16 protein-coding genes are annotated in these 17,630 nt (G+C 64.6%); 1 reads left to right on the forward strand and 15 read right to left on the reverse strand.

Annotation, left to right across the window (positions count from 1 at the left end; translation table 11 throughout):
* Positions 1-41: 41 nt before the first annotated feature.
* The gene (locus tag ACO2Q4_RS11720) at positions 42-980 is read right to left on the reverse strand and encodes a hypothetical protein (RefSeq protein ID WP_423319451.1); all 939 of its coding nucleotides are present in this window, start codon (positions 978-980) and stop codon (positions 42-44) included.
* Between the two features lie 63 nt (positions 981-1,043).
* Between ACO2Q4_RS11720 and ACO2Q4_RS11725 the strand changes: the two genes are divergently transcribed.
* The gene (locus ACO2Q4_RS11725; protein ID WP_423319453.1) at positions 1,044-2,375 is read left to right on the forward strand and encodes an OmpA family protein; all 1,332 of its coding nucleotides are present in this window, start codon (positions 1,044-1,046) and stop codon (positions 2,373-2,375) included.
* 58 nt (positions 2,376-2,433) lie between these two features.
* Here ACO2Q4_RS11725 and phoB read toward each other — a convergent pair whose 3' ends face one another.
* The 14 genes from phoB to cysT form a co-directional block, all read right to left on the reverse strand.
* A complete protein-coding gene (phoB, locus tag ACO2Q4_RS11730; RefSeq protein ID WP_311758914.1) occupies positions 2,434-3,123 on the reverse strand; it encodes a phosphate regulon transcriptional regulator PhoB in 690 nt (229 codons plus the stop codon).
* Between the two features lie 3 nt (positions 3,124-3,126).
* Positions 3,127-3,849, reverse strand: a complete 723-nt coding sequence (gene phoU, locus ACO2Q4_RS11735) for a phosphate signaling complex protein PhoU (RefSeq protein WP_395133780.1) — start codon at positions 3,847-3,849, stop codon at positions 3,127-3,129.
* 19 nt (positions 3,850-3,868) lie between these two features.
* A complete protein-coding gene (gene pstB / locus ACO2Q4_RS11740; protein WP_311758912.1) occupies positions 3,869-4,666 on the reverse strand; it encodes a phosphate ABC transporter ATP-binding protein PstB in 798 nt (265 codons plus the stop codon).
* A gap of 20 nt (positions 4,667-4,686) precedes the next feature.
* Positions 4,687-6,042 (reverse strand): phosphate ABC transporter permease PstA, encoded by a 1,356-nt coding sequence (pstA, locus tag ACO2Q4_RS11745; protein WP_311758911.1) that lies wholly within the window; start codon positions 6,040-6,042, stop codon positions 4,687-4,689.
* Complete coding sequence (gene pstC, locus ACO2Q4_RS11750; protein ID WP_311758910.1) at positions 6,039-7,229, reverse strand: phosphate ABC transporter permease subunit PstC; 1,191 nt, start codon at positions 7,227-7,229, stop codon at positions 6,039-6,041. The genes pstA and pstC overlap by 4 nt, the downstream gene beginning before the upstream one ends.
* A 68-nt stretch (positions 7,230-7,297) precedes the next feature.
* The gene (locus ACO2Q4_RS11755) at positions 7,298-8,326 is read right to left on the reverse strand and encodes a substrate-binding domain-containing protein (protein ID WP_311758909.1); all 1,029 of its coding nucleotides are present in this window, start codon (positions 8,324-8,326) and stop codon (positions 7,298-7,300) included.
* Positions 8,327-8,473: 147 nt separating this feature from the next.
* Positions 8,474-9,574, reverse strand: coding sequence for a chorismate synthase (aroC, locus tag ACO2Q4_RS11760; RefSeq protein WP_423319457.1), 1,101 nt, complete (start codon positions 9,572-9,574; stop codon positions 8,474-8,476).
* A 97-nt stretch (positions 9,575-9,671) separates the two neighbouring features.
* Positions 9,672-9,839, reverse strand: a complete 168-nt coding sequence (locus tag ACO2Q4_RS11765; protein WP_311758907.1) for a hypothetical protein — start codon at positions 9,837-9,839, stop codon at positions 9,672-9,674.
* A 426-nt stretch (positions 9,840-10,265) separates the two neighbouring features.
* Positions 10,266-10,634 (reverse strand): COG4315 family predicted lipoprotein, encoded by a 369-nt coding sequence (locus ACO2Q4_RS11770; protein ID WP_395133774.1) that lies wholly within the window; start codon positions 10,632-10,634, stop codon positions 10,266-10,268.
* A gap of 256 nt (positions 10,635-10,890) precedes the next feature.
* A complete protein-coding gene (carB, locus tag ACO2Q4_RS11775) occupies positions 10,891-14,223 on the reverse strand; it encodes a carbamoyl-phosphate synthase large subunit (protein ID WP_311758905.1) in 3,333 nt (1,110 codons plus the stop codon).
* Positions 14,224-14,424: 201 nt separating this feature from the next.
* Positions 14,425-14,994 (reverse strand): hypothetical protein, encoded by a 570-nt coding sequence (locus ACO2Q4_RS11780; RefSeq protein ID WP_311758904.1) that lies wholly within the window; start codon positions 14,992-14,994, stop codon positions 14,425-14,427.
* A gap of 174 nt (positions 14,995-15,168) precedes the next feature.
* The gene (locus ACO2Q4_RS11785; protein ID WP_311758903.1) at positions 15,169-15,888 is read right to left on the reverse strand and encodes a sulfate/molybdate ABC transporter ATP-binding protein; all 720 of its coding nucleotides are present in this window, start codon (positions 15,886-15,888) and stop codon (positions 15,169-15,171) included.
* 7 nt (positions 15,889-15,895) lie between these two features.
* Positions 15,896-16,795 (reverse strand): sulfate ABC transporter permease subunit CysW, encoded by a 900-nt coding sequence (gene cysW, locus ACO2Q4_RS11790; protein ID WP_311758902.1) that lies wholly within the window; start codon positions 16,793-16,795, stop codon positions 15,896-15,898.
* Positions 16,788-17,630, reverse strand: coding sequence for a sulfate ABC transporter permease subunit CysT (gene cysT / locus ACO2Q4_RS11795; protein ID WP_311758901.1), 843 nt, complete (start codon positions 17,628-17,630; stop codon positions 16,788-16,790). The genes cysW and cysT overlap by 8 nt, the downstream gene beginning before the upstream one ends.

The raw sequence follows: 17,630 nt of genomic DNA on the forward strand, positions 1-17,630 counted from the left end.
GGAACTGGGCATCCGCAACAGTGGTTTTTCATGCAATCCCATCAGGCGTCATCGGAAGAGGAACCGACATGCGTCGCATCTTGAAAACTACCACCGCCATCGTGGCGAGCCTGTCCCTGATCGCGCCGCAGATTGCCCCCGCATTCGCGCAGGGCGCTCCGGCGCAGGAACAGGTCATCCTGCCCCAGAAAGCGCTGCAGGAGCGCCAGCAGCAACAGCAACGCAAGCAGCAAGAGCAGAAGCAGAAAGAGCAGAAGGCGCGGGCCGAGCAGCAGCGCCAACAGCAGCAACGCCAGCAGCAGCAGCGCAAGCAGCAAGAGCAGAAGGCTCATGCAGAACAGCAGCAGCAACAGCGCAAGCAGCAGGAACAGCAGCAGCAGCGACGCGAACGCGCCGAGCAGCAGGAAAAACAGCAGCGTCCCAAGCCTCAGGTCCAGCAGGCGCAGCAGGAACAGCCGCGCAAGCCGAAGCCCGCCGAGCAACAAAAGCAGGCGCAGCCCGAACAGCGCCGGCCCCAACCGCAGCGTGAACAGCGCCAGCCCGAACAGCAGGCCAAGCCGCGTCCGCAGCCCAAGGACCAACCGGGGGCACCGGACCGCGCGCGCGATTCCCGTGACGCGGCACGCAACGCGGTGATGGGCGATGAAGGTCAACGCCCGCAACGCAATACCCAACAGCAGCCCCCGCGCGCCGAACCGGGTCGCCAGCAGAAGGCGCCGCCAGCAAACGCGGACGAACTTCGCCGCGCGATGGAAGAAAAGCAGCGGCCGCGGCAAAATGCCGATCAACAGCGCATGGATCAACAGCGCCGCGCCGGTCACCAGGGCGATGCGCAGCGCGCGGACGAGGCGCGGCGCCGACAGCAGCAGGCCAATCAGCAGCGCCCGAACCCGCCGCGCCCCGATGGCCAGCGCGCGGTTCAGCCGGGCAATAACGCCCAGCCCCGCCCGTTGACTGCTGAGCAGCTGCGCCAGCGACAAGAACAGCAGCGCGCGGCCAATCAGAACACCCGGCCCCAGCCCCAGCAGCTGACCTCCAAGGAGATGTTCCGCAAGATCCAGACGGGTGAGGGCAAGGCCGCCCTGCCCGCGCCCGAGGCCCGTCACACGCCTCCGAACGCATTGGCCCGCCAGGCTGCGGAACGCAACCGCGCACCCGCCGCAGCCGCTCTCACCGCGGCCGCCGCAGGCAACCAGGCGCGTGGCGAGGTCAGGGAACGCCGGATTACGCAGGAGAACGCACGCCGCTCGAACCAGGATTTCCATAACCGGATCGAGGACGGGATGCAGGCCCGCGATGCACGCCGCAATGAGCAGATCCGCCGCAATCTGGACCGTCGGGAACAGGAATTGCGGCAGGACGAACGTCGGGTGGACCGGCGCGAACGCCAGCTGGATCGTCGCGACGACTACCGTGACGACCGCTACTATCGCGACAACCGCTATTATGACGACGATTACTGGAACGACCGTGACGACGATGATGATGACGACCACGGCAGCGACATCGCCAAGCTGCTTCTGGCGGGCGTCGCAGGCTATGCCGTCGGCAGCATGTTGAGCGGCAACCGCCAGGTTGCCCTGAACACCGGCGACCGGGCCGTGCTGACCCTGCCTGACGGCAGCCAGCAGATCGTGCGCGATGACAATGCGCTGCTGTATCAGCCGGGTTCGGACGTGCAGACCGAGACCTTCAACGACGGTTCGACCCGGACCACGGTGCTGCGAGCGGACGGCAGCCGTGTGGTGACGATCCGCGACGCGGACACGAATGTCCTGCAACGCACGCTGATCCGTCCGGACGGCACGGCCACGCGGCTGATGGACAACACCAATGTCCGCCCCGTCCAGGTTTCGACCCTGCCGGCGCCGCAGCCTGTGGAATACAGCAGTCAGCCCTGGAACGAGGATGACCTGCGGACCGCGCTTCTGCGCGAATCCGGAACGGACCGTCGCTTTACCCTGGGCCAGATCCGCGACATCCCCGAGGTCCGCTCGCTGGTTGCGCCGGTCAACGTGCCCGACGTGACCTTCGACACCGGCTCGGCTGCGCTGTCCTCGGACCAGGCCGAGCAACTGGCAACGCTCGGCAAGGTGATCCGCGACTCGATCGATCAGAACCCGAACGAGGTCTACATGATCGAGGGCTATACCGACGCCGTCGGCTCGAATGCCGCGAACCTTGCCCTGTCGGACCGCCGCGCCGAATCCGTCGCGCTGGCCCTGACAGAGTATTACCAGGTGCCGCCGGAAAACATGGTGGTGCAGGGCTATGGTGAAGAGTTCCTGCTGGTTCCGACCGAAGGCGACACCCGCGACAACCGCCGCGTCGCCATCCGCCGGATCACCGACCTGCTGGAACAAAGCGGGTCGTGACGGCATGCGAAAAGACCGCGGGCGTTCAGCCCGCGGTCTTCAGGGTTTCCCCGGTCTTTCAACCTAGCGCATAGCCGGTTCCCCGGACGGTGCGCACGGGATTGTCCCCCCCGTTCACCATCAGCGCCTTGCGCAAACGCCCGACATGCACGTCGATCGTGCGCGTGTCGACATAGATGTCCCGTCCCCAGACCCGGTCCAGAAGCTGCTCGCGCGTCCAGACGCGGCCGGGCTTTTCCATCAGCGTCGACAGAAGCCGAAATTCGGTCGGGCCAAGGTGCAGCGCGGTTCCGGCGCGAAAGACGCGATGCTCGCCCGCATCCAGAATAATATCCGCAAAGCTCAGCCTTTCGCCCATCGAGGCGGGCCGCGTGCGGCGCAGCTGCGTGCGCAGGCGGGCCATCAGCTCGACCACCGAATAGGGCTTGATGACATAGTCATCGGCGCCGGTTTCCAGCCCCCGGACGCGGTCGACCTCTTCCGAGCGGGCCGACAGCATGATGATCGGGATCTGGCGGGTGTTGGGATCCGCCTTGACGCGGCGGCAGACCTCGATCCCGCTGACATTCGGCAGCATCCAGTCCAGGACGATCAGATCAGGCTGTTCCTCGGCGACAAGAAGCATCGCCTCGTCGCCATTCTCGGCCAGAACGACCGAGAAGCCCTCTGCCTCGAGATTGTATTTCAGGACTTCCCGCTGCGCGCCCTCGTCCTCGACCACCAGAACGCAGGGTTGTGCCTGAGCCATGTCTCAGTCCTCTCCCTCGTTCAGGGTGGCGCGGGTGACGCTTTCGCTTTTCGGGCGCGCGTCATCGGGCAGCTCGCCCGTCGCGAGGTAGATCACCTGCTCGGCAATGCCGGTGGCATGGTCGCCCATGCGTTCGATGTTCTTGGCGATGAAATGCAGGTGCATGCAGGCCGTGATGTTGCGCGGGTCTTCCATCATGTAGGTCAGGAATTCGCGGAACAGCGCGTTATACATCTGGTCGACTTCAAGGTCGCGCTTGCGCACGTCCGCGGCCAGTTCCGGGTCGCGCTGGATATAGGCGTCCAGGGCGTCCTTCATCATGCCCTCGACCGTGCCCGACATGCGGCGCAGCGCCATGCCCGAGCTTTCGACCGCGGGCATGTGGACCAGCACATGGCTGCGCTTGGCGATGTTCTTGGCGTAATCGCCGACCCGCTCGAGGATGGCCGAGATCTTGATCACGGTCAGCGCGGTGCGCAGGTCGGTCGCGCGAGGCGCGCGCAGGGCGATCAGGCGGGCGGCCTCTTCGTTGATCTGGTGCTCCAGCGCGTCGATCGCGGCATCGCGGCGGCGCACTTCCTCGGCCAGTTCCTCGTCGCGGGTTTCAAGCGCGATGGCGGCGTCGTGGATGGCAGTCTCGACCATGCCGCCCATCTTGACGACCAGCGCCTGGACGGTCTCCAGATCGCGGTCGAATGCCGACATGATATGGCGTTCGCTGTTCATGATAATATCCTTTTCCGGCTCAGCCGATGCGGCCAGAGATATAGCTTTCCGTGCGCGGATCGCGCGGCCGGGTGAAAATGTCATCGGTGTCGCCGTATTCGACCAGGTTGCCCAGGTGGAAGAACGCGGTCTTCTGGCTGACGCGCGCGGCCTGCTGCATCGAGTGGGTGACGATCACCACCGAATATTCCGAGCGAAGCTGGTCGATCAGATCCTCAACCTGGCTGGTGGCAATCGGGTCAAGGGCTGAACAGGGTTCGTCCATCAGCAGCACTTCCGGCTGGGTGGCCACGGCACGCGCGATGCAAAGACGTTGCTGTTGGCCGCCGGAAAGGCCGGTGCCGGGTTCGTTCAGGCGGTCCTTGACTTCATTCCACAGCGCGGCGCCGCGCAGCGACTTCTCGACGATCTCGTCAAGCTCGGCCCGGTTGCGGGCCAGGCCGTGGATGCGCGGGCCATAGGCCACGTTCTCATAGATCGATTTCGGAAAGGGGTTCGGCTTCTGGAAGACCATGCCGATCCGGGCGCGCAGCTGCACCGGGTCGACGCGCTTGTCGTAGATATCCTCGCCGTCCAGCGTGATCTTGCCTTCGACCCGGCTGCTGTCGATGGTGTCGTTCATCCGGTTCAGGCAGCGCAGGAAGGTCGACTTGCCGCAGCCCGAGGGTCCGATGAAGGCCGTGACCGTCTTGTCGAGGATGTCGACATCCACGTCCTTGATGGCCTGCTTTTCACCGTAATAGACCTGCACCTTGCGGGCGGAAATCTTGATATCGGTCTGCTGCACGGCGCGCTCCAGAATTCTCATGTCGTTCATATTGGCAACTCCTTCTGGATTTACCACCGCCGCTCGAACTTGCGACGCAGGAAGATGGCGAAAAGGTTCATGCAAAGCAGGAAGATCAGCAGCACGATGATCGCGCCCGATGCCCGCTCCATGAAGGCGGGGTCGGCGCGCTGGGTCCAGTTGTAGACCTGGACCGGCAGGGCCGATGCGGGATCGAAAAGCCCTGCGGGCGGGGCCGCCGGGAAGTTCTTGACGAAGGCGACCATGCCGATCAGCAGCAGGGGCGCGGTTTCACCCAGCGCCTGTGCCAGCCCCAGGATGACGCCGGTCAGGATGCCGGGCGTCGCCAGCGGCAGGACGTGGTGAAAGACCGACTGCATCTTCGAGGCCCCGACCCCCAGCGCCGCGTCGCGGATCGAGGGGGGGACCGACTTCAGTGCCGCGCGGGCGGGAATGATGATGCGCGGCAGCGTCATCAGCACCAGCACCAGCCCGCCCACGATCGGCGCCGATTGCGGCAGGTGGGCAAAGTTGATGAAGGCGGCAAGGCCAAGGATACCGAAGACGATCGAGGGCACCGCCGCAAGGTTCGAGATGTTCACCTCGATGATGTCGGTCAGGCGGTTCTTCGGCGCGAATTCCTCAAGATAGATCGCGGCGGCCGTGCCGATCGGGACGGCAAGGAAAAGCACCACCAGCATCATGTAAAGCGAGCCGAGAATGGCCACGCCCACGCCTGCGGCCTCGGGGCGCTGGTCCGATGCGTCGGGATTGGTCAGGAATGACCAGTTCCACTTGGTCGCCAGCATCCCCTTGTCCTTCAGCGCCTCGGCCAGTTGCAGCTGCGCCGGCGAGGTATTGCTGTCACGTGCGGCCGACTCCATCGTCACCCGGCCCTTGTAGAAGCCGTCGACGCGGCCGTTCACCAGGACGCGCGCCTGGATGGTCTGGCCGATCAGTTCCGGGTCGGCCAGCACCTGCGCGCGCAGCTGGGCCGAGGCCTCTTTTGAAATCAGGTTCGAAACATCCTTGTCGGCGATCCCCTCGATCGCGATGCCGTTCTGCGCGATGACTGCCTGAAGCGACTGGTCAAGGATCTTGCCATAGGCCAGCGTCAGGACTTTCTTGATCTCTTCGGGGTCGCGGTTGCCTGACTTGTCAAGCTGCGCCGCGTCCAGCGTGACGGGGATCGTCAGATAGGTCTGGCGGAACGCGCCGATGCCACCGCCGAAGATGGTGAACAGCAGCACCACCAGCGCCAGAAGCGAGATGATGATCGCGCCAAGCCCATAGGCCCGGAAACGCGCTTCGGCGGCATTGCGCTTGCGGGTGCGGGCGTCCGGGACCAGCAGCGAGGCCCTGGGTTGGGAAGCCGGGGCGCCGGCCGAAATGGTGGCGTCACTCATTCGTATTGCTCCCGGTATTTGCGCACGATGTAGAGCGCGAAGATGTTCAGCCCCAGCGTCAGGACGAACAGGGTCAGGCCAAGCGCAAAGGCGACCAGCGTTTCAGGCGCGGCGAAGTCGGTGTCGCCGGTCAGCTGGCTGACGATCTTGACGGTAATGGTGGTCATCGCCTCGAACGGGTTCAGCCCCATCTGGGCCGAGGCGCCTGCCCCCAGCACCACGATCATCGTCTCGCCGATGGCGCGGCTGGCGGCCAAAAGGATCGCGCCCACGATGCCCGGAAGGGCTGCGGGCAGGACGACCTTGCGCACGGTCTCGGACTTGGTCGAACCAAGGCCAAGCGCGCCGTCGCGCAGCGATTGCGGGACGGCGTTGATGATGTCATCGGAAAGCGAGCTGACGAACGGGATCAGCATGATCCCCATGACCAGTCCCGCGGTCATCACCGACGACCCCGAACTGCCCAGCCCCAGCGGCTGCGCGAAATAGTCGCGAAGCAGCGGTCCGACGATGGTCAGCGCGAAAAGGCCATAGACGATGGTCGGGATCCCGGCCAGCACCTCGATCAGCGGCTTCACGATGCCGCGCATGCGGGGCGTCGCGTATTCGGACATGTAGACCGCCGCGAAAAGCCCGATCGGGATTGAGACGGCCAGCGCGATCATCGAGATGTAAAGCGTGCCCCAAAGCAGCGGCAACATCCCCAGTTGCGACCCACCGCCAAAGCGCGGCGACCAGGTCGTGCCGAAGAAGAAATCGCTCCACGAATATTGGCGGAAGAATTGCCCCGTCTCGAACAGCATCGACAGGACGATGCCGGCGGTGGTCAGGATCGCGATGCTGGAGCACAGGATCAGCAGGCCGCGCACAACCGCTTCAACCGCGATGCGGGCGCGGAACTCGGGCGTGCTGCGGCCCAGCGTCATCACAAGACCCGCGATGGCCAGGACCAGCGCCACGCCCGCGAGCAGCGTGCGATTCACGTCCGGTTGCGCAAATATCCATATCGCGATCAGGAACAGGGCAGGCAAAACGGTAAACAGCGCGACGTTCCAGCCGTAATAGCTGGTGCGCGAATGCAGCCGACGGGAATCGCCACCGGCCGCCGCGAGAACACGCGAACGGCCCATGAAGAATCCCGCAACTGCCATGGCCAGGACGATCAGCAGGGTCCAGGAGACAGGCATGTGAGCCTCGGGGCGTTGGGAAAGGAAGAAGGCGGCGCGAGGCGTCATCGCACCCCGCGCCGACCGGATCAGTTGGTCAGGACGGTTTCAGCCGAAACCGCAGCCTGGGTCGCGGCCAGTTCGGGGTCCGAGACAAGGCCATAGGCGGCCAGCGGCCCGTCAGGACCGGCCAGTTCGTCCGAGACGAAGAATTCCACAAATTCCTTCAGGCCCTGGATTTCACCGATATGGGCCTTCTTCACATAGAAGAACAGCGGGCGCGACACGGCGTATTCACCCGTCGAGATGCTCTCGGTCGAGGGGGTGACGCCGGCGAAGGTTGCGACCTTCAGCTTGTCGGTGTTGTTCTCGTAGAAGGACAGGCCGAAGACGCCGATGCCGTTCTTGGCCGACTGGATGCGGGCCAGGGTCTCGGTATAGTCGCCGTCGATGTCGACCGACTTGCCGTCGGTGCGCAGCGCCATGCAGGCCTCGCCGGCCTTCTCTTCGCCCAGCTCGGCCTTGAAGGCATCGGCAGCGCCCGATTCCTTGCAGCCCGCCGCGATCACCTTTTCCTCGAACACTTCACGGGTGCCGTGCTTGGTGCCCGGAACGAAGGCCAGGATGTCCTGCTCGGGCAGATCGGCGCGGATCTCGTTCCACTTGGTATAGGGGTTGGCGACGACCTTGCCGTCCTTGACGACCTGTGCGGCCAGCGCGTTGAACCAGTCCTGCGCGGTGAATTGGAAGTCGTTGCCCGAAATGTCGCTGGCAAAGACGATCCCGTCATAGCCGATGCGGACTTCCATGATGTCGGTGACGCCCGCGCCCTTGCAAGCCGCGATTTCCGATTCCTTGATCGGCCGCGACGAGTTCGCGATGTCGATGGTGTTCTCACCCACGCCCTCGCAGAATTTCTTCAGGCCGGCCGAAGAGCCACCCGATTCCACGACCGGGGTCGGGAAGTCGGTGTTCTCGCCGAAAGCCTCGGCAACGATGGTGGCATAGGGCAGAACGGTCGACGAGCCGGCGACTTGGATCTGGTCACGGGCAGAGGCGATGGTCGCCGAAGCGGCGATCATTGCAAGGGCCGAAACAGCGAGTTTCGCGGATTTCATAGGATGACTCCTGACATTTCCTGGGGGCCGTGAAGGGCCTGCGCGATCCCTAGTGTCGAGATGCGACGCTTATGCAAAGGAAGTGTGACGGCTATGTGACAATAACCCGGAAAACCGCATCGCCGCAAGAATCCCGTGGATAACCCGTCAGCCGATGGTGCCGCGGACACCACCGGTCTGGGCGCGATCCAGCATCAGGTGATCCAGGATCACGCAGGCGGTCATGGCCTCGGCGATCGGAACGGCGCGGATGCCGACGCAGGGATCGTGCCGCCCCTTGGTGATCAGCTCGATCTCCTCGCCCTTGTGGTTGATGGTCCGGCGCGGAGTCAGGATCGAGCTGGTCGGCTTCACCGCAAAGCGCAGGACAATGTCCTGCCCGGTCGAGATGCCGCCCAGGATGCCGCCCGCGTGGTTCGACAGAAAGCGCGGCCCGTCATTGCCCATGCGGATCTCGTCCGCGTTCTCGGTCCCGGTTAGCGCGGCGGCGCCCATGCCTTCGCCGATCTCGACACCCTTGACCGCGTTGATCGACATCATGGCCGCGGCCAGATCCGTGTCGAGCTTGCCATAGACCGGTGCGCCAAGGCCGGGCGGGCAACCCTGGATCAGCACCTCGATCGCGGCGCCGACGCTGTTCTGGTCCTTGCGGATGCCGTTCAGGTACTCCTCCCACGCGGGCACGGCCGTGGCATCGGGCAGGAAGAACGGATTGTTCGGGATTTCGGACGGATCGAAATTCGCCCGGTCAAGGTGAAGCGCACCCATCTGGACCATGTAGCCGGTGATCTTCAGCCCCGGCACAAGCGCCTGCAACGCCGCCTGCGCGACGCCCCCTGCCGCGACTCGTGCCGCGGTTTCGCGCGCGCTGGAGCGTCCCCCGCCGCGATAATCGCGGATCCCGTATTTCAGGTGATAGGCAATGTCGGCATGACCTGGACGGAAGGCCTGGGCAATGTCGCCATAATCCTTGCTGCGCTGGTCGGTATTCTCGATCATCAGCTGGATCGGGGTGCCGGTAGTCTTGCCCTCGAACAGGCCGGACAGGATGCGGACCTGATCCGGCTCTTGCCGCTGCGTGGTGAATTTCGAGGTTCCGGGACGCCGGCGATCCAGGAATTGCTGCACGAAGGCTTCATCCAGCGAGACACCCGGCGGGCAGCCGTCCACGGTGACGCCAAGCGCCGGTCCGTGGCTTTCGCCCCAGGTGGTGAAGGTGAAGACGCGGCCGAAACTGTTGACGCTCATGGGATCCCGAACCTTTTGGACTGCGATAGCGGCGCGAGGCGGCGCGGGCAACGGGAAATGCCGTCCTTACCCACCTGTACAAGGTCCAGACGAATCACTATTCGGCGCCAATCCCGGCTTTTATCAGTTCTTTATTCGATTTCACGTCGCGTTCACGACCGAATGTGACTATCCTGATCGCAATGAGATCGGGACGAAAGGACGCGCGGTTGCCGCAGAAGATCGGCAGGATTCGGGCAAGTTCCTTCAACCCACGGTCGTGCATTGCAGTTCCCGTTAGAAGTTTAACGAGTATTTGGTATCATCCCTTCTGCTCCGTGGCCCTGCGCGAAGGTTCTGGCGCAATGCTCGACTGCGACAGGGTTGCAGGGCATGATGCGGTGATCGATTCCTTTACGAGACAGTCGCTCTTTCGTGCTTGTGGTGGGGTGCGCTCGAGCGACGAGGGAGGGCGCGGGCCGGAGACACCCGCGCCCTTTCCCCATTCAAGCCTTTGAATCCGCGATAGTGGGCGCCATCCGATGGATGGGATGTGCCCGGTCCTTTCCGGTGAACGCCCAGGCGCCGCGCCGGTTCCCTTGCCGACACGGCAGGCAGAAGCGGCCGAAGACCCGCGTCCCCGGCCGTTCTTCATGTGCACCGGTCAGGTCAGGTGGGACGGGCCACAATCGCCGGCCAGCCCCTGCCCCCTTCAGGGTCGGGCAAGGTGCCAGACCTCCTTCACGCCATCGCCGGTAATGTCGCCGGGCGCCTTGTCCTTGATCCAGGTATAAAGCGGCTTGCCCTTGTAGGCCCATTGGGCCGAACCGTCGGCCCGCGCGATGGGGGCGAAGTCACCCTCGGCCTTTGCGTCGGATGCGGCGGGCAGCGGCGGCCAGTTCACCGCGCACTCGCCCACGCAGGCCGAGGCGCCGCCGCCGTCCTTGTCAAAAGTGTAAAGCGTCATGCCCTTGGCATCGACCAGCACCTCGCCGCTGGCGGTCTTGCCGACCATCGCGGGCTGGGCCAGCGCCGGGGCGGCAGACAGCGCCAGCGCAGCCAGGATCATCAGGGTCTTCATCGGTCATCCTCCTGAGTTGGGCGGGATTTCTGGTCCCAGCCACCCCCATCTGGCGCCGTGCCCTGCGATTGCTCCAGCCTGTCCGGACCCCTGCGCGGGGTCGTCAGACCTGATGCGCAGTGTCCCTGACCCCAAGGTCTGAAAATACCTGAGACCAAGGTCCGAAAGCGCGATTGCCCCAACGCAAGAGGCAAATGGCAAGGGGCCCCGCTTGCGCGGGGCCCCCAAGGAATTTCAATCGGATCTGGCGTGCGGATCAGGCTTGCAGCGAACGGACGCTGACCTCTCCCTCTTCGCGCGACTTGATCGCTGCCACCGCCGCGATGCTTCCGGCAGCGGTGGTGAAGTAGGGGATCTTGTCATTCAGCGCGACGGCCCGAATGTCGCGCGAGTCGGCAATGGCCTGCGCTCCCTCGGTGGTGTTCAGGACCATGACGATCTCACCGTTCTTCAGACGGTCGACAATGTTCGGGCGGCCCTCATAGACCTTGTTCACCAGTTCCGTCTCGACCCCTGCCCCGCGCAGGAATTCCGCGGTGCCGCTGGTCGCCAGCAGACGGAAGCCCATTCCGGTCAGATCGCGGGCCGCCTCGGCCAGCGCATCGGACTTGTCGGCGTCCTTGACCGAGACGAAGACCAGACCTTCGGTCGGCAGGTGCGTGCCCGCGCCCATCTGCGCCTTCAGGAAGGCGCGTGCAAAGGTGCGATCCCAGCCCATGACTTCGCCCGTCGAGCGCATCTCGGGGCCAAGCAGCGTGTCGACACCGGGGAAGCGCGCGAATGGCAGCACAGCCTCCTTGACCGAGAACCAGGGCGTGTTCGGGTCGGCCAGCGTCAGCGGGTCGGCGAAAGGCAGCGCGGTTTCCGGGCCGACATTCGCCGGATAAGCCTCGCGGGCCGGGAAGTTCGACATCGGCTCGCCCGCCATCAGGCGCGCCGCGATCGAGGCGATGGCGCTGTCGGTGGCCTTGGCCACAAAAGGCACGGTGCGCGAAGCCCGCGGGTTCACCTCGAGAACGTAGATCGTGCCGTCCTTGATCGCGAATTGCACGTTCATCAGGCCGACGACGTTCAGCGCCTTGGCCATGGCCACGGTCTGGGACTTGATCTCGGCAATGGTGGCAGCGTCCAGCGTATGCGGCGGCAGCGAGCAGGCACTGTCGCCGGAATGGACCCCGGCTTCCTCGATATGCTCCATGATGCCCGCGACATGGACGGTTTTGCCGTCGGACAGCGCGTCCACATCGACCTCGATCGCGCCGGACAGGTAGCTGTCGAGCAGCACGGGGCTGTCGCCCGACACCTTCACGGCCTCGCGGATATAGCGGTTCAGCTGATCCATGTCGCGCACGATCTCCATCGCGCGGCCGCCCAGCACGTAAGACGGGCGGATGACCAGCGGGAAGCCGATCCGGCCGGCGATCTCCAGCGCCTCGGCATCGCTGCGGGCGATGCCGTTGATCGGCTGGCGCAGATCCAGATCGTTCAGCAGCTTCTGGAACCGCTCGCGGTCCTCGGCCAGGTCGATGGCGTCGGGGCTGGTGCCCAGGATCGGGATGCCCTCGGCCTCAAGCGCGTTGGCAAGTTTCAGGGGCGTCTGGCCACCGAACTGGACGATGACCCCGTGCAGCGTGCCGTTTTCCTGCTCGATACGCAGGATCTCAAGCACATGTTCCAGCGTCAGCGGTTCGAAGTACAGCCGGTCCGAGGTGTCGTAGTCGGTCGACACGGTCTCGGGGTTGCAGTTGATCATGATCGTCTCGAAGCCGGCCTTGGTCAGCGAGAAACAGGCATGACAGCAGCAATAATCGAACTCGATCCCCTGACCGATACGGTTCGGACCACCACCAAGGATCACGACCTTCTTGCGGTCGCTGGGACGAGCCTCGTTTTCGACATCGCCCATCGCGGGCGCTTCATAGGTCGAATACATATAGGGGGTCTGCGCCTCGAATTCGGCGGCGCAGGTATCGATGCGCTTGAAGACCGGATGCAGTTCCAGCGCGCGGCGGGCATGGCGTACGGCCGTTTCCGAGCGCCCCGAAAGCGCCGCAAGGCGGGCATCGGTGAAGCCCATCATCTTCAGCTTGCGCAGCCCGTCCAGATCGGCGGGCAGGCCCGAGGCGCGGACCACGTCCTCGGCATCGACGATCTCGCGCAGGCGGGCCAGGAACCAAGGATCAAAAGCGGTCGCATGTCCGATCTCGTCATCGGTCAAGCCGTGGCGCATGGCTTGCGCGATCAGGCGCACACGGTCGGGGGTCTGGGCGCTGATCGCCTTGACGATGGCCGATTTCTCGGGCGCGCCGACGATCTCGATCTCGTCAAGACCGGTCAGCCCATTCTCCATCGAGGTCAGCGCCTTCTGCAGCGACTCGTGGAACGTCCGGCCAATCGCCATGACCTCGCCCACCGATTTCATCGCCGTGGTCAGTTCCGGCTTCGATCCGGGGAATTTCTCGAAGGCAAAGCGCGGGATCTTGGTCACGACATAGTCGATCGAGGGCTCGAATGAGGCCGGCGTCACCTTGGTGATGTCGTTGTCCAGCTCGTCCAGCGTATAGCCGACGGCCAGCTTCGCCGCGACCTTCGCAATCGGGAAGCCCGTCGCCTTCGAGGCCAGAGCCGAGCTGCGCGAGACCCGCGGGTTCATCTCGATCACGACCATGCGGCCGTCCTTGGGGTTCACCGCCCATTGCACGTTCGAGCCGCCGGTTTCCACGCCGATCTCGCGCAGCACGGCGATGCTTCCGTTCCGCATGCGCTGGTATTCGCGATCGGTCAGGGTCAACGCCGGAGCGACGGTGATCGAGTCGCCGGTATGCACGCCCATCGGATCGACGTTCTCGATCGAACAGACGATGATGGCGTTGTCGGCGCGGTCGCGGACGACCTCGAATTCGTACTCTTTCCAGCCCAGCAGCGATTCATCGACGAGCACCTGCGCCACGGGCGAGGCTTCCAGCCCCGAGCGCACGATGCGTTCGTAATCGTCGCGGTTATAGGCCACGCCGCCACCAGTGCCGCCAAGGGTAAAGGCGGGGCGGATGATCGCGGGCAGGCCGATTTCTTCAAGATCGGCCAGCGCCTGCGCGATACCCGACTGGATGTCGTATTTGCCATTGGCCAGTTTCGGTGCGGCGACGATGGTCGCGCGCGGGTTCTCCAGCCCGATGCGGTCCATCGCCTCGCGGAACAGTTTGCGGTCCTCGGCCATCTCGATGGCTGCGCGCTGCGCGCCGATCAGTTCGACACCATAACGGTTCAGCACGCCCATGTCGGCCAGTGCCAGCGCCGTGTTCAGGCCGGTCTGCCCGCCCATCGTCGGCAAAAGCGCGTCGGGGCGTTCCTTGGCGATGATCTTTTCGACAACCTCGGGGGTGATCGGTTCGATATAGGTGGCGTCCGCCATTTCCGGGTCGGTCATGATCGTCGCCGGGTTCGAGTTCACCAGGATGACCCGGTAGCCTTCTTCCCGCAGCGCCTTGCAGGCCTGGGCGCCGGAATAGTCGAATTCGCAAGCCTGCCCGATGACGATGGGGCCGGCGCCGATGATCAGGATGGATTTGATATCGGTTCTTTTCGGCATGATGTCCTCGGGCTGGCGGCTGATAAATCGTCCGGGGTTATAGCGGTGGCAAGCCAAGGCGCAAGGGCCCGAGACGGTCCTGCGCGAAATTTCCCCGCTCCGAAGCTGTCGGACGGGCTGGGGCTGGGCGACATGCCGGAGACCGGCTTCGCAGATGCGCAGCCTAGATGCGGGCCGCGCCGGACTGCAAGCGGAAAGGCGTCAGTCAAGCCCGTCATAGCGCCGGATGATCCAGCTGAGGTCATAGACCAGCCAGGCCAGCCCGATCAGCCCGACCGCACGCGAGCTGCGCGCACGCAGCGCCAGGATTGCGGCCAGCACCCCAAGCCCAAGCCGGATCGGATATTCCGGCCCGAGACCCTGCAGATGCGCCGTGCCCTTCAGCAGGGTGTCCCCCAGATCGAAGGCAAAGGACAGGCCAAACAGCCCAAAGAACAACCCGCGGCGGCGCATGAAGAAACGCTCGCTTTCGGCATGGTCGGGCAGCGCGTCAGGGTAAAGCAGCGTCGCCATCAGGAAATGCAGCGAGGCATAGGACAGCACGAAGACATAGGCGCCGAAATGCCAGGTATCGACACGACGCAGCGCGAATTCCCACCACCAGAAATGCACCGCCCCCAGCAGCAGCACCAGCGACCAGACGATCTGGGAAAACATGCCCTCGGTCCAGGCAGGTTGCTGGACGCGGCGCGACAGCCCCGACAGCACGCGGGTGATCGCAAGCCCAAGGATCAGGCTGATCAGGATCTTGAGATGGGGATAGGCATCCATGCCGCCGCTCCGGTCGCTTCCCGCGACCAGCCTAGGCAGCGGCGCGCGCCCTGCAAACAGGAAATCGACGACGCCACCCGGCAACGAGAGACCGGGACGCGTCGCCGCCTCCCGGTTTCACCGTTTTTCAAATACCCCTACGCCGTTGCGGCCGGGAGCAGAGCACAAGGCGGGTCACGCCTCGATGAATTCGCGCACAAAGGGCGTAGCCGGGCGGGCGCGAATGTCCTGCGGGCGACCGACCTGCTCGATCTTGCCCATGGACATGACCACGACCAGGTCGGCCAGTTCCATTGCCTCGTCCTGGTCATGGGTGACGAAAACGGTGGTCAGGCCGGTGGTGTCGTGGATCTCGCGCAGGCCGTGGCGCAATTCCTTGCGGACGCGGGCATCCAGCGCGCCAAAGGGTTCGTCCAGCAGCAGCATCCGCGGCTCGATCGCCAGCGCACGGGCCAGGGCGACCCGTTGGCGCTGGCCGCCCGAAAGCTGGTTCGGAAAGCGCTTGGCGATCTGCGGCAACTGGATCAGGTCCAGCAGCTTCGTCACCCGGCGCTCGATCTCGGCCTCGGGCGGGCGGGTGCGACGGGGCCGCGCACGCAGGCCATAGGCGATGTTCTCGAACACGGTCATATGGCGGAACAGCGCGTAGCTTTGAAAGACGAAGCCCGCGCGGCGTTCCTGCACGGAAAGGCCGGTCGCGTCCTGCCCGTCGAACAGCACGCGGCCCGAGGTCGGAAATTCCAGCCCGCCCAGAATGCGAAGCAGCGTCGTCTTGCCCGACCCGGATGGCCCAAGCAGCGCGACCAGCGCCCCCGAGGGGATGGCCAGACTGACCGGGCGCAGCGCATTGGTGTTGCCGAAGCTCTTGGCGATTTCGTCGATTTCGATATGCATGGGAACCTCAATGGCGACGGGTTGCGGCAAGCTGGTCGGCATGGCGCCATTCCAGCCCGGTCTTCAACACCAGCGTCAGCAACGCCAGCGCGGCCAGGACACCCGCCAGGGTGAAGGCGGCCACCGAAAGATACTCGTTATAGAGCATTTCGATGGTGATCGGCATGGTCGCGGTCTGGCCACGGATCTTGCCGGAAACGACCGCCACCGCGCCGAATTCGCCCATGGCGCGGGCATTGCACAGTAGGACACCATACAGCAGCGCCCATTTGATGTTGGGCAGCGTCACGGTCAGAAAGACCCGCCATCCCGAAGCGCCCAGCGTCAGCGCGGCCTCTTCCTCGGCACGGCCTTGCTCGATCATGACCGGGATCAGTTCGCGCGCCACAAAGGGGAAGGTCACGAAGACCGAGGCGAGAACGATCCCCGGCAGCGCAAAGATGATCGGGAAACCCGAAGCGACCAGCCAGCCGCCCAGCAGGCTGTTACTGCCGAACAGCAACACGAGCGCCAGCCCCGCCACCACCGGCGAAACCGAAAATGGCAAGTCGATCAGGGTGATCAGAAAGGCCTTGCCGCGGAAATCGAACTTGGTGATGACCCAGGCGGCGGCGACGCCGAAGACTGCGTTGACCGGGACCGAGATCCCCGCGACCAGCAGCGTCAGCTTGATCGCCGAAAGCGCCTCGGGCTGCGCGAGCGAGGCAATGGCCGCGCCTGCGCCCTTGGCCAAGGCCTCGGCAAAGACCACGGCCAGCGGCGCAAGGACCAGCACCGCAAGTCCGCCCAGCGCGACCGCGATCAGGATCCAGCGGGTCAGCGGGCTTTCCTCGGTGACCGGGCGCCATTTCGAGGCGGGACGTTCGGCTGGCCGGACGAAGGACTCGTTGAGTGTGCTGTCAAACATGACCAATCCTCCGGCGGCTCCAGATCTGGATGAGGTTGATGACGAGAAGCATCGAGAAGCTGATAAGCAGCATGGCGATGCCGATGGCTGCCGCGCCGTTATAATCGAACTCTTCAAGCTTGATGACGATCAGCAGCGGCGCGATTTCGGTCTTCATCGGCAGGTTGCCCGCGATGAAGATGACCGAACCGTATTCGCCTACCGCGCGGGCAAGCGACAGCGCAAAGCCGGTCAGCGCCGCGGGCAGCAGCAGCGGCAGGATCACCCGGCGCAGCGTATAGAGCCGACCCGCCCCCAAGGTTGCCGAGGCCTCCTCGACCTCGCTCTCGATCTCGGCGATGACGGGCTGGACCGTGCGGGTGACGAAGGGCAGCCCGACGAAGATCAGCGCGATCAGGATGCCCCATTCGGTATAGGCGATCTTCTGGCCCAGCGATTTCGCGATGCTGCCAAATGCGCCGTTGGGGGCGTAAAGGGCGGTCAATGCAATCCCCGCAACCGCGGTCGGCAGGGCAAAGGGCAGGTCCACCACCGCATCGACGATACGGCGGCCGGGGAATTCGTAACGGGCCAGCACCCAGGCCAGCAGCGTTCCGAAGACCAGGTTGAAGACCGCTGCGACAAAGGCCAGGCGGAAGGACAGGTATAGCGCCGCCCAGACCCGCGGCGTGTTGACCGTGGCCCAGACGCCTTCGGGGCCATAGCTGATGCCCTTGGCCAGCAGCGCCCCGATCGGCAGGATCACGATCAGCGACAGCATGGTCATGGTAATGCCCATGCCGAGCCCGAAGCCCGGCATGGGGGATTTCTGCGAGCGAAGAAGCGCCAGCGCCAT

Origin of the sequence: Paracoccus sp. KR1-242 (assembly GCF_049446195.1) — a bacterium.
Classification (GTDB): Bacteria; Pseudomonadota; Alphaproteobacteria; order Rhodobacterales; family Rhodobacteraceae; genus Paracoccus; species Paracoccus broussonetiae.